This is a genomic window from Streptomyces decoyicus (assembly GCF_019880305.1).
GTDB lineage: Bacteria > Actinomycetota > Actinomycetes > Streptomycetales > Streptomycetaceae > Streptomyces > Streptomyces decoyicus.
The window spans coordinates 5,654,739-5,667,017 of the sequence record NZ_CP082301.1 but is presented as its reverse complement, the minus strand read 5'-3'; the positions used below and the strand labels follow the sequence as shown (position 1 = coordinate 5,667,017).

Sequence of the window (12,279 nt, the reverse complement as noted above, 5' to 3'; positions counted from 1 at the left end):
AGCCCCCATTCTCCCAGGCCGCGGAGGCCCACCCTCCCTGGCCGGATTCGCTCGCTGCGGGAGGGCATCGGGCCGTCGGACGCCGGGAGTTGTCAGTGCCCGCCCCTAGCCTCGGGACCATGAGCATGATCGGAGAGTACGCACGTGTCACTCCTGCCGAACTCGACCGTGCCCTCGGGGACCCCGAGTGGGCGCTGGCGCTGGTCGGCGGGCGGATGGAGACGGAAGCCGCCGAGTGCCCGCAGCCCGCGCTGGCGCGCTGCCTGGACATCGACAAGGCCTGGGACGCCCTCGGATTCCTGCTGCGCAGGGCGTCCTTCCCGGTGGACATCGTCCATGGCGAGGAGGCCGTCCCGGATGCCGACGACTGGGGCTACGGTCCGCCCCGCTACCTCACCCCGGAGCAGGTGCGGGCCGCCGCCGGGGCGCTGGCGGAGATATCCGGTGACCGCCTGACGGCGGGCGTCGGCCCGGAGGACCTCGCCAAGGCGGAGGTGTACCCGACGATCGTCTGGGAGCGGGGCGAGCCCCTGGACTATGTGAGCGAGCATTACGAGCTGCTGCGGCCGTTCTTCCGCGCGGCGGCGGACCAGGGGGACGGCATGCTGATGTGGCTCGGATAGCGGCGCGACGCGGTCCGGCCGGGCCGCACGGAAAGCCCCGCCGCATCCCCCCTCACACCTCGTCATGACTGCTACCTTCACGGCATGTTGCAGCGGATGTCCGGAGTTTTCATCGGCGCTCTCTTCGGGACGATCTTCGTGGTCGCCAACGCGCACGACCCGCTGGATCCCGCTGTCGGCATCGCCCTGCGGGTGCTCGCGGTGCTCACCTTCGCCGGGTTGCTGGCGCTCGCACTACGGGCCGGGCGCCACGGCCGGCCCGCCGAGGCGGACGCCGAGGCTCCGCAAGCCGACTGGTTCCGGGGGAAGTTCGCCTTCGTCGTGGGGGCCGAGGTGGTGCTGCTGATCGGCGGCAATCTCGCGCTGCGGGCGGCGGGCGCCCCCCAGGAGACCGCCGTGGCCTGGATCGCGCTGATCGTCGGCCTGCACTTCGTCGCGCTGATGGCGGTCTGGAAGCGGCGCAGCATCGCCGTCCCCGGCGTCGCACTGACCGCGCTCGGCGTGATCGGGCTGGGCATGGCGGCGACCTCCGCCGTGGCCTGGGTGCCGTTCGTCAGCGGCGTGCTGTCCGGTGTGGCGCTGCTGGGCGGCTGCGCCTACGCCATCGCCCATACGTACCGGGCGAGCGTCCGGTCGTAGGCGCGCGGCCCCGGAGCGCTCAGTAGGTCCGCACGCCCCGCAGCGCCGGCCGGCCCAGGTCGCCCAGGAGCGGTGCGGGCCGGGCACGGCGGGCGCGCCGGCGGCGCAGCAGCGGCCAGCTCAGCGCGCCCAGGGCGAGCGAGAGCAGATGGCCCCAGTCGGACACCGGGTCGACGTAGGCGAGCAGACCGGTCACGGCCAGGTAGCCGGCGCCGGCCAGCAGCGGCCAGCGCAACCAGGCCGGCAGCAGGCCCGCAAGAGCTCCGATACAGGTCATCACGCCGAAGCTGATGCCGTAGTCGAGGCGGTGCAGCGAGCTCTCCGGCAGCCGTCCTGCGGCGACCGAGAAGGCGACGGGCAGTTCGGTGGCGAGGGTGGCCAGCGCATGGCCGCCGAAGAAGACGGCGGCGGCCCACAGCCCGCCGATCCGCCGTTCCAGCGCCGTCAGGACGAAGAGAAAGCCGATGGCGTACGCGGAGGTCATGCCGCCCGCGATCCACAGGGCGCTGGCGACGAGCACCAGCAGCGGGGCCTGCGCGAGGTGGACGACGTCCGTACTGGAGCCCTGGAGCAGTTCGGAGACCAGTGCCGGGTCGGCGTACTCGGTGAAGAGCGAGGTGGCCACGAGAAGGAGGGCGTAGCCGAAGGTGAAGGGCGTGCCGGCCGGAGTGGGCAGCAGCCGCCACGGCCGCGCCCGGGGGGATGTCCGAGGGGCTCTGGGCACCGCCTCCGCCGCGACGCCGCCGGCCTGCCGGGGCTCGCGCTGCCGCGGAATCCCCGGCAGCAGGTCCGGCACCGCGCCCGTCCCGTTACCCGGCCCCGGTATGACGGACGGCGCACGGCCGGCCCGTTCCTTCTCGGCGGTTCCCAGCCAGCTCACTTGTCCGAGACCCCTTCCGTCCATGGCACATCCGGTCAGCCACGCCCGTCCCCCCGGCCGTGATTCCTCTGCCTCGCCCTACGTTCCGGACCACCCTGCATGCTCAACCCATGAAGAACCTGTGTGAGTGATATCCCTCACACAAGGCAACCGTCATCACAGGGGTCACGTCCGTGCCACCGGCGGCGGAACCCTGCCCAAAGCGTTGGACCGGCACGGCCCGTATTGGCCACCATGGCGCCATGGCTCCCGTTACTCCGACGCAGGCAACGACCGGCCTCCCCGAGGCCCCGCGCACGCTCGACCGCCGCGAGGGCCCGTACGGCGAGGTGGTGCTGCGACAACGGGGCGGACCCCTCGAAGGCCCGGGAACGGACGGCTCCGGGACCCCCGGCGCGCCTGTGGTCTACGAGATCATCGCCAACGGCTGCTTCCTGATGGACACTTCCGACGGCCGCTCCGAACGGCTGCTGATCGACGCCGCGCTGGCCGCGCTGCCGCCCGGCCGCGCACGGCCGTCCGTGCTGATCGGGGGTCTCGGCGTCGGTTTCTCCCTGGCCCGCGCGGCCGGGCAGCCGCGCTGGGGCCGGATCGTCGTCGTCGAGCGCGAGGAAGCCGTCATCGACTGGCACCGCACGGGCCCGCTGTCGGCGGTCTCGGCGGCCGCACTGGCCGATCCGCGCAGCGAGATCCTGCACACCGACCTGGTCGCGCATTTGTGGACGGATGCGGGCCAAGTCGCCTACGACGCCCTGTGCCTGGACATCGACAACGGCCCCGACTGGACCGTCACCGAGGACAACAACAGCCTCTACTCCCCCACCGGACTCGCCGCCTGCCGTGACCGTCTGACACCCGGCGGAGTGCTCGCCGTCTGGTCCGCACAACCCTCGCCGGCATTCGAGGAAGCACTACGAAATGCCGGTTTCAGCGGGGTACATACGGAAGAGATCCCCGTTGTCCGAGGCGTCCCTGACGTGGTCCATCTTGCGCGGAAGGGCGCGTAGCCGACAGTCACACCATGCCCGTACGCTGCTGCCCAGCAATACGCGACCACGCAGGGGACATGCAGGGGCGGGCGATGGACCAGACTCAGACAACGCAGGGCGGCGCCGCTGCCACGCCGGGCGCCCAGCGCCGGGTGCTGGTGGTGGAGGACGACCCGACGATCGTCGAGGCCATCGCGGCCCGGCTACGCGCCGAGGGCTTCCAGGTGCAGACGGCCACCGACGGCCCGGCCGCGGTGGAGACCGCCGAGGCCTGGCAGCCGGATCTGCTGGTCCTCGATGTGATGCTGCCGGGCTTCGACGGCCTGGAGGTGTGCCGCCGGGTCCAGGCCCAGCGGCCGGTGCCGGTGATGATGCTCACGGCCCGGGACGACGAGACCGACATGCTGGTCGGCCTCGGCGTCGGCGCCGACGACTACATGACCAAGCCGTTCTCGATGCGCGAGCTGGCCGCCCGGGTGCATGTGCTGCTGCGCCGGGTCGAGCGCGCCGCGCTGGCCGCGCACACCCCGCGCACCGGCATTCTGCGGCTGGGCGAGCTGGAGATCGACCACGCCCAGCGCCGGGTGCGGGTGCGCGGCTCGGACGTCCATCTGACGCCCACCGAGTTCGATCTGCTGGTCTGCCTGGCGAACACCCCGCGCGCGGTGCTCTCCCGTGAGCAGCTGCTGGCCGAGGTGTGGGACTGGGCGGACGCCTCCGGGACCCGTACGGTCGACAGCCACATCAAGGCGCTGCGCCGCAAGATCGGCGCCGAGCGCATCCGTACGGTCCATGGCGTCGGCTACGCCCTGGAGACCCCGGCCGCATGACGCGGCGGTGGTGGCGGACGCCCGCGAAGGCACTGTGGCAGCGGATCTGGGAGGGCCTGCGCCCGCTGGACCCGTACCGCTCGGTGAAGGCCGCACTCGGGGCGCTGGTCAGCGTCTCGGTGATCATCACCACGCTGCTGGTCTTCGTCGCGATGCACTCGGCGACCGAGCTGCGGGTGATCACGATCTTCTCGATCATCGCCTCGCTGCTGATCACCCAGTTCGTGGCCAACAGCCTGACCGCTCCGCTCGACGAGATGACGGATGTCACCCGGTCGATGGCGCACGGCAACTACAGCCGCCGGGTCCGCTCGGAGCGCCGTGACGAGTTCGGTGACCTGGCGAACGCCTTCAACCGGATGGCGGCCGACCTGGAGGCGGTGGACACCCACCGCAAGGAGCTGGTCGCCAATGTCTCGCACGAGCTGCGCACCCCGATCGCGGCGCTCCGGGCCGTCCTGGAGAACGTCGTCGACGGGGTCAGCGAGCCGGACCCGGAGACGATGCGGACGGCGCTGAAGCAGACGGAGCGGCTGGGCCGCCTCGTCGAGCACCTCCTGGACCTGTCCCGGCTGGACAACGGGGTGGTGCCGCTGCACGCGCGGCGCTTCGAGGTCTGGCCGTATCTGTCCGGGGTGCTCAAGGAGGCCAATATGAGCCGAGGCGCCTCCACGCTGGCCGGAGTGGCCGGCTCCGGCACCCACACCCGTACGGACGTCCACCTCCACCTCGACGTCTCGCCGCCGGAGCTGACCGCGCACGCGGACGCCGAGCGGCTGCACCAGGTCGTGGCCAACCTCATCGACAACGCGATCAAGCACAGCCCCCGGCACGGCCGGGTCACGGTGCACGCGCGGCGCGGCGAGGGTCCCGAGAGCCTGGAGCTGGACGTACAGGACGAGGGGCCCGGCATCCCCGAGTCGGAGCGCTACCGGGTCTTCGAACGGTTCAACCGCGGCGGCCCGGCCCCCTCGGGCCCCGGCTCCGACGGCGGGACGGGCCTGGGCCTGGCGATCGCGCGCTGGGCGGTGGATCTGCACGGCGGACGCATCGGCGTGGCCGAATCTGCACGCGGTTGCCGGATCCGGGTCACTCTTCCGGGGTTGGAGTCAGCTCGAAGCTGACGGCCGCTGACGTAGGGTCGGTAGTGGAAGCACTCACTCCGCGGGTGCCACGTCGATGCCCCCTACCCGCGTGCAGGCAAACATCGTGTGTTTCCCGCCAAGTCATGCCCCGAAACCCCTCCGGGAATGTGACGTACACGACGAGTGCCCCTCCCGGCCTGCATCCGGGGTCACAACAGGCGTAGCCTTTATTCCCGCTGTCCACCACCTTAGGAAGCGGAAGAGGGCGGTTGCCGCCGTGTCGCTACAGTCCCCCAACAGCTCGAGCATCTCGACCGACCAAGAGGGGCAGGGAAAGAACCCTGCTGCCGCGTTCGGTCCCAATGAGTGGCTCGTCGACGAGATCTACCAGCAGTACCTCCAGGACCCGAACTCGGTAGACCGAGCCTGGTGGGACTTCTTCGCCGACTACAAGCCGGGCGGCGCCACCGCGCCGAGCCAGCCGGCGGAGGGCTCCACCTCCGCTCCGGCCGCTCCGGCGCAGTCGTCCCCGGCGGCGCCTGCCGCAGCCGAGCCGAAGCCGTCTGCCGCCGAGCCGGTCACCCCGGCGAAGCCGGCCGCGAGCGCCCCGGCCCCGGCCAAGGCCGCGCCGGCGAAGTCCGCGCCGGCCAAGCCGGCCGCCAAGGCCCCGCAGAAGGCCGACGGCGAGATCACTGCCGGTCCTGAGTTCGTCACCCTGCGCGGCCCATCGGCCGCCGTTGCGAAGAACATGAACGCCTCCCTGGAGCTGCCGACGGCCACGTCCGTCCGCGCGGTCCCGGTGAAGCTGCTCTTCGACAACCGCATCGTGATCAACAACCACCTCAAGCGGGCCCGTGGCGGGAAGGTCTCCTTCACCCACCTCATCGGGTACGCGATGGTGCAGGCCCTCAAGGCCATGCCGTCGATGAACTACTCCTTCGCGGAGAAGGACGGCAAGCCGACGCTGGTCAAGCCCGAGCACATCAACCTCGGTCTGGCCATCGACCTGGTGAAGCCGAACGGCGACCGCCAGCTCGTCGTCGCCGCCATCAAGAAGGCCGAGACGCTGACCTTCTTCGAGTTCTGGCAGGCCTACGAGGACATCGTCCGCCGGGCCCGCGACAACAAGCTGACGATGGACGACTTCACCGGAGTCACCGCGTCGCTGACGAACCCGGGCGGCATCGGCACCGTGCACTCCGTGCCGCGTCTGATGCCGGGCCAGTCCATGATCATGGGCGTCGGCGCGATGGACTACCCCGCGGAGTTCCAGGGCACCTCGCAGGACGCCCTGAACAAGCTGGGTGTCTCCAAGGTCATGACGCTGACCAGCACCTATGACCACCGGGTGATCCAGGGCGCCGCCTCCGGCGAGTTCCTGCGCATCATGAGCCAGCTGCTGCTCGGCGACAACGAATTCTTCGACGACATCTTCAAGTCGCTGCGGATTCCGTACGAGCCGGTCCGCTGGCTGCGCGACATCGACGCCTCGCACGACGACGACGTCACCAAGGCCGCGCGGGTCTTCGAGCTGATCCACTCCTACCGGGTCCGCGGCCACGTCATGGCCGACACCGACCCGCTGGAGTACCACCAGCGCAAGCACCCCGACCTCGACATCACCGAGCACGGGCTCACCCTGTGGGACCTGGAGCGCGAGTTCGCGGTCGGCGGCTTCTCCGGCAAGTCCATGATGAAGCTGCGCGACATCCTGGGCGTGCTGCGCGACTCGTACTGCCGCACCACCGGCATCGAGTTCATGCACATCCAGGACCCCAAGCAGCGCCAGTGGATCCAGGACCGCGTCGAACGCTCGCACAAGTCGCCCGAGCGCGAGGAGCAGCTGCGCATCCTGCGCCGGCTGAACTCCGCCGAGGCGTTCGAGACGTTCCTCCAGACGAAGTACGTCGGGCAGAAGCGCTTCTCGCTGGAGGGCGGCGAGTCCGTCATCCCGCTGCTGGACGCGGTCATCGACTCCGCGGCCGAATCGCGCCTGGACGAGGTCGTCATCGGCATGGCCCACCGCGGCCGCCTCAACGTCCTCGCCAACATCGTCGGCAAGTCGTACGCGCAGATCTTCCGCGAGTTCGAGGGCAACCTCGACCCGAAGTCGATGCACGGCTCCGGCGACGTGAAGTACCACCTGGGCGCCGAGGGCACCTTCACCGGTCTCGACGGCGAGCAGATCAAGGTCTCGCTGGCCGCGAACCCCTCCCACCTGGAGGCCGTCGACCCGATCGTCGAGGGCATCTCGCGCGCCAAGCAGGACATCATCAACAAGGGCGGCACGGACTTCACGGTCCTGCCGATCCAGCTGCACGGTGACGCGGCGTTCGCCGGCCAGGGCGTGGTCGCGGAGACGCTGAACATGTCCCAGCTGCGCGGCTACCGCACCGGCGGCACGGTGCACATCGTCATCAACAACCAGGTCGGCTTCACCGCCGCACCGGAGTCGGCCCGCTCCTCCATGTACGCCACCGACGTGGCCCGCATGATCGAGGCGCCGATCTTCCATGTGAACGGTGACGACCCGGAGGCCGTCGTCCGCGTGGCGCGCCTGGCCTTCGAGTTCCGCCAGGCGTTCAACAAGGACGTCGTCATCGACCTGATCTGCTACCGCCGCCGCGGTCACAACGAGTCCGACAACCCGGCCTTCACCCAGCCGCTGATGTACGACCTGATCGACAAGAAGCGCTCGGTGCGCAAGCTCTACACCGAGTCCCTCATCGGTCGCGGCGACATCACGCTGGAAGAGGCCGAGCAGGCGCTCCAGGACTTCCAGGGCCAGCTGGAGAAGGTCTTCACCGAGGTCCGCGACGCCACGACGGCCCCGGTGGCCCCCGAGGTGCCGCAGCCCAAGGCCGAGTTCCCGGTCTACGTGGACACCGCGATCTCCCAGGAGGTCGTCAAGCGGATCGCCGAGTCGCAGGTCAACATCCCCGAGCGGGTCACCGTCCACCCGCGTCTGCTGCCCCAGCTCCAGCGCCGCGCGGCCCAGGTCGAGGACAACACCATCGACTGGGGCATGGGCGAGACCCTCGCCGTCGGCTCGCTGCTGATGGAGGGCACCCCGGTCCGGCTGGCCGGCCAGGACTCCCGCCGTGGCACGTTCGGCCAGCGGCACGCGGTCCTCATCGACCGCGAGACGGGCGAGGACTACACCCCGCTGCTCTACCTCTCCGAGGACCAGGCCCGCTTCAACGTCTACGACTCGCTGCTCAGCGAGTACGCGGCGATGGGCTTCGAGTACGGCTACTCGCTGGCCCGCCCGGAGGCGCTGGTCATGTGGGAGGCGCAGTTCGGTGACTTCGTCAACGGCGCCCAGACGGTCGTCGACGAGTTCATCTCCTCGGCGGAGCAGAAGTGGGGCCAGACGTCCGGCGTCACCCTGCTGCTCCCGCACGGCTACGAGGGCCAGGGCCCGGACCACTCCTCGGCCCGGATCGAGCGCTTCCTCCAGCTGTGCGCGCAGAACAACATGACGGTCGCCGCGCCGACCCTGCCGTCGAACTACTTCCACCTGCTGCGCTGGCAGGTCCACAACCCGCACCACAAGCCGCTGGTCGTCTTCACCCCGAAGTCGATGCTGCGTCTGAAGGCCGCGGCGTCGAAGACGGAAGAGTTCACGACGGGCGGCTTCCGCCCCGTCATCGGCGACTCCACGGTCAAGGCCGAGGATGTCCGCAAGGTCATCTTCTGCTCCGGCAAGGTCTACTACGACCTGGAGGCCGAGCGCGAGAAGCGCGGCGCGAACGACACCGCGATCGTCCGCATCGAGCGCCTCTACCCGCTTCCCGGCAAGGAGCTCCAGGCGGAGATCGCCAAGTTCCCGAACGCCGAGAAGTACCTGTGGACCCAGGAAGAGCCGGCGAACCAGGGTGCGTGGCCGTTCCTCGGCCTCAACCTGATCGACCACCTCGACCTGGCCGTCGGTGCCGATGTCCCGCACGGCGAGCGCCTGCGCCGCATCTCGCGGCCGCACTCCTCGTCGCCGGCCGTCGGCTCCGCCAAGCGCCACCAGGCAGAGCAGGCACAGCTGGTCGCGGAGGCCTTCGACGCGTAGGCGTCCGGGCCGCCGGAGCACCGGTGGGTAGTGAGTGAAGGGCCTGTTCCCGCAGCTGCGGGGACAGGCCCTTCGCCGTGCCGGTGGAGGCTCACACGGGCTGCGGCTCGAAGTCCCAGTAGGGGCGGCGCCGGCGGCGGGCCGAGACCGTGTGCGGATGCTCGGCCCCGAGGGTGTCGGTGAGCTGCTGTACGGCCTCCTGCTCCAGCTTCGAGGCGTCCCTGGCCCGGCGCAGCGCCCGCAGGTCGTCGGCGAGTGCGGTCTTCGCCGAGAGGGTCAGCGGATGTGTGTCGCCCAGCGCCTCGGCGGCGCGCTGCATGGTGTCCCGGCCCAGCTCGACGGCGCCTTCCTCGTCGTCGGCGCGGTTGCGGGCCGCGGCGGCGTTCAGCGCACAGCCCAGTGTCCAGGGGTGATCGGCGCCCACGGCCGCGGTCATCCCTTCGAGCGCCTGCGTCGCCAGGGCCAGCGCCTGTGCGTGCTCGCCGAATTCGGACCGCACCAGACCCGCGTTGGCGAGCGTCCCCAGGGCGTACGGATGCTTCTCCCCGACCAGCGTGCGGTAGCGCTCGGCGACCTCTTCGGCCAGTTCACGGGCCCGGCCGAGGTCGCCGTGTTCGCGCAGGAACGTGGCGTGGTCCGCCTGCATCATGAAGGTGTCCGGGTGCCGCACTCCCAGCACCCGCTTGCTGCGCTCGACGACATCCGCCATCAGCGCGCCCGCCTGTGCGGTGTCGCCCATGCGCCGCATGCACAGCGCGAGATTGTGCTCGGCGCGCAGGGTCTGCGGGGTGTGCAGGCCCATCACCTGGCGGTGCAGCCGCGCGTTCAGCTCCTGGCGCGAGAGGGCGTCGCGGTACTCGCCGGTCAGCCGCAGCATCCGGGCGTAGCCCGTTCCGGTGCCGAGGGTCAGGTGGTGGCGGGCGCGCAGCTCCCGCTCCCGGATCGTGACCACCTCGCGCAGCAGGGCCAGCGCTTCCGGGTACCGTCCGAGCAGACCCAGCGCGATGGCGAGGTTGTTGCGTGACGCCACGGTGCGCGGGGCTTCGGGGCCGAGCAGTTCGGTGTAGTGCGCGGCGACCTCTTCGAACAGGTCGCACGCCCGTTGGTAGGCCCCCAGCGTCATCAAGGTCCCGGCCAGTCCGTCCTTGGCCCGCAGCAGATCCGCGTCGGCCTCGACGCGGCCGGTCCCGCCGTCCCCCGCGCGCTCGGCGCGCTCGGACTCCAGCTCGTCCACGATGGCGCTGCCGACCGCCTCCGCCTCGCGGTAACGGCCCAGCCGCCGCAGCATGTTGGCGTGCTGGTGGGTGAGCACCAGCATCGTGCGCTGCGTCGGTGCCAGCCTGGTCTTCCACCGGAACATGAACTGTTCGCACAGCCGCAGCCCCATGCGGTACTCGCCGCGCACCCGGAGGTACTCGACGCAGTTGACGACCAGCCCCTGCACCGACGGGTCCGCGCTGTCCAGCGCACCGGCCGGCTCCAGATGCGGGATGAGCTCGGCGTAGCGGTCCCACTCCCGGGTGTCGAAGGGGTTCTGCGGATCGGCGGAGACCAGCACCCGGCAGGCCGCCGCGGACAGCGCGTCCCGCTCCTCCTCGGTCATGTCGCTGCGCAGGAAGCGGTGGTAGAGCCGGTGCATCTGGGCGGTTTCGACGGCCGGGTCCTGCCCCGAGGAGACCTGGTAGTCCAGGCGTACGGCGGTGGATTCGGTCAGCCGCCGCAGGGCCGTGTTCCAGCTGATCGGCTCGGCCGCGAGATCGGCGAGGTGCTCGGGCAGGTCCCCGCGGCGGGCCTTGGCCAGTTTGGGGACGGGGATCGCGTCGGGGGCGAAGAAGGCGAACAGCTTGAGCAGTTCGACGGCGGCGGGGCTGCGCTCGCGCAGGGTGTTGAGGGTTATGGCCCAACTGGTCTGGAAGGCCATCGGGTAGTCGGTGGAGATGCGGATCCCGACGAGGCTCGGCTCGCCCCGCCGGATCAGCTCGATGTACTCCCGCGGCGGCATCGGGTTGGCGTCCAGCCAGGCCGCGGTCTGGGCCAGCAGCAGCGGCAGGTCCTGTACGGCGTCGGAGAGGTCGTCCGCGTCCCTCGACGTCAGCCGCGGGGCCCGCCGCCGCGCGTAGGCGACGCTCTCGATGCGGGTGAAGGGGAGGACCTCGATCTCCTGGGCGCTGCCGGAGCCCGACCAGTCGCGGGTGAGGGTGGTGATGAGGACATGGCCGCGGCCGTCGGGGACCAGGTCCTCGATCTGCTCCATGTCGTCGGCGCTGTCGAAGATCAGCAGCCAGCGGCGGTAGGGGCGGCCGGTACGCAACGCCTCGTGGACCGCCCGGATCCGGTCGCCGATCTCCTGCCCCACGGGCAGCCCGAGCCGGGAGGCCAGCTCCGCCAGCTGCTCGCGCGCCGCACCGCGGTTCGTGGCGCTGATCCACCACACCACGTCGTAGTCGTTGCCGAAGCGGTGGGCGTACTCGGCGGCGATCTGGCTCTTGCCCACGCCGGAGATGCCGTACAGCGCGAGACGGGTCTCCAGGGGCGGGCCGGAGTTCCCCCCGGAGCCCGCCAGCTTGCCGTACAGCTCTTCCAGTGCGTCGTCGCGGCCGGTGAAGCGGTTGTTGCGGCGGGGGATGTTCCAGATCTCGGGGGGATCGTTCGGAAAGCGCGGTGCGCCGGGCGCGTCCTCGTTCGCGACCGGGCCGGTCACCGCGATGCCCAGCCGGTTCAGCACCCGGCGGTTGGCTTCGGTCGCGTCCAGGTCGCGCAGGTCGGCGGGGCGCAGCAGGGAGGCCGTGGCGGGCAGGCTCTGGGTGGCCACGCTCACCGCCGCGAACCGGTCGGCGTGCGGGGAGACCACTTCGCGCAGTGCGGCCGTCCACTCCTCCTGCGTCTTGGGGCCCAGCCGGAAATACCAGTCGTCGAGCACCATCAGCAGCCGGCCCTCGGCCGTGAGCAGTCCCGACAGCTCCTCCGCCAGGGCGGTGTCCGCCTGCGGATCCCAGCGGAGCATCGTCGTGTGGTGCCCCAGCTGCTCCAGCTGATGCGAGAGCCAGGCCGCCCACGGCCTGGCGAAGCCCGCATAGCTGATCGTGATGTGGTCGGCGGCGCCGGCGGAACTGGACTGATCGGCCATGCGACCGTCCCCCTGCGATGCGGTGGGTCAAGCGTGCTCAGCT

General features: G+C 70.8%; 8 protein-coding genes. 6 read left to right on the top strand and 2 right to left on the bottom strand.

Annotated elements, in window-relative coordinates:
* Positions 1-125 precede the first annotated feature (125 nt).
* Both K7C20_RS25105 and K7C20_RS25100 read left to right on the top strand, forming a co-directional pair.
* Positions 126-623 carry a YfbM family protein gene (locus K7C20_RS25105; RefSeq protein WP_078953507.1) on the top strand — a complete coding sequence of 166 codons (498 nt, stop codon included), beginning with the start codon at positions 126-128 and terminating at the stop codon, positions 621-623.
* A gap of 84 nt (positions 624-707) precedes the next feature.
* Positions 708-1,262 carry a hypothetical protein gene (locus K7C20_RS25100; RefSeq protein ID WP_030081157.1) on the top strand — a complete coding sequence of 185 codons (555 nt, stop codon included), beginning with the start codon at positions 708-710 and terminating at the stop codon, positions 1,260-1,262.
* A gap of 19 nt (positions 1,263-1,281) precedes the next feature.
* Here K7C20_RS25100 and K7C20_RS25095 read toward each other — a convergent pair whose 3' ends face one another.
* Positions 1,282-2,142, bottom strand: a complete 861-nt coding sequence (locus tag K7C20_RS25095) for a rhomboid-like protein (RefSeq protein WP_053210099.1) — start codon at positions 2,140-2,142, stop codon at positions 1,282-1,284.
* A gap of 242 nt (positions 2,143-2,384) precedes the next feature.
* Between K7C20_RS25095 and K7C20_RS25090 the strand changes: the two genes are divergently transcribed.
* The 4 genes from K7C20_RS25090 (at position 2,385) to K7C20_RS25075 (ending at position 9,109) form a co-directional block, all read left to right on the top strand.
* A complete protein-coding gene (locus tag K7C20_RS25090) occupies positions 2,385-3,149 on the top strand; it encodes a spermidine synthase family protein (RefSeq protein ID WP_053210098.1) in 765 nt (254 codons plus the stop codon).
* 74 nt (positions 3,150-3,223) lie between these two features.
* Positions 3,224-3,961: a response regulator transcription factor gene (locus K7C20_RS25085; protein ID WP_030081149.1), complete on the top strand. Its 738-nt coding sequence runs from the start codon at positions 3,224-3,226 to the stop codon at positions 3,959-3,961.
* Entirely contained in the window at positions 3,958-5,085 is a 1,128-nt protein-coding gene (locus K7C20_RS25080; RefSeq protein ID WP_030081148.1) for a sensor histidine kinase, read from the top strand. The genes K7C20_RS25085 and K7C20_RS25080 overlap by 4 nt, the downstream gene beginning before the upstream one ends.
* Before the next feature lie 238 nt (positions 5,086-5,323).
* The gene (locus K7C20_RS25075; RefSeq protein ID WP_030081146.1) at positions 5,324-9,109 is read left to right on the top strand and encodes a multifunctional oxoglutarate decarboxylase/oxoglutarate dehydrogenase thiamine pyrophosphate-binding subunit/dihydrolipoyllysine-residue succinyltransferase subunit; all 3,786 of its coding nucleotides are present in this window, start codon (positions 5,324-5,326) and stop codon (positions 9,107-9,109) included.
* Positions 9,110-9,200: 91 nt separating this feature from the next.
* Here K7C20_RS25075 and fxsT read toward each other — a convergent pair whose 3' ends face one another.
* A complete protein-coding gene (gene fxsT / locus K7C20_RS25070; RefSeq protein WP_030081144.1) occupies positions 9,201-12,236 on the bottom strand; it encodes an FxSxx-COOH system tetratricopeptide repeat protein in 3,036 nt (1,011 codons plus the stop codon).
* Positions 12,237-12,279: the final 43 nt, after the last annotated feature.

Coding starts and splice junctions, on each gene's coding strand:
- fxsT (WP_030081144.1), bottom strand. CDS start 12,236: ATGGCCGATCAGTCCAGTTCCGCCGGCGCCGCCGACCACATCACGATC.
- K7C20_RS25105 (WP_078953507.1), top strand. CDS start 126: ATGATCGGAGAGTACGCACGTGTCACTCCTGCCGAACTCGACCGTGCC.
- K7C20_RS25085 (WP_030081149.1), top strand. CDS start 3,224: ATGGACCAGACTCAGACAACGCAGGGCGGCGCCGCTGCCACGCCGGGC.
- K7C20_RS25100 (WP_030081157.1), top strand. CDS start 708: ATGTTGCAGCGGATGTCCGGAGTTTTCATCGGCGCTCTCTTCGGGACG.
- K7C20_RS25080 (WP_030081148.1), top strand. CDS start 3,958: ATGACGCGGCGGTGGTGGCGGACGCCCGCGAAGGCACTGTGGCAGCGG.
- K7C20_RS25090 (WP_053210098.1), top strand. CDS start 2,385: ATGGCTCCCGTTACTCCGACGCAGGCAACGACCGGCCTCCCCGAGGCC.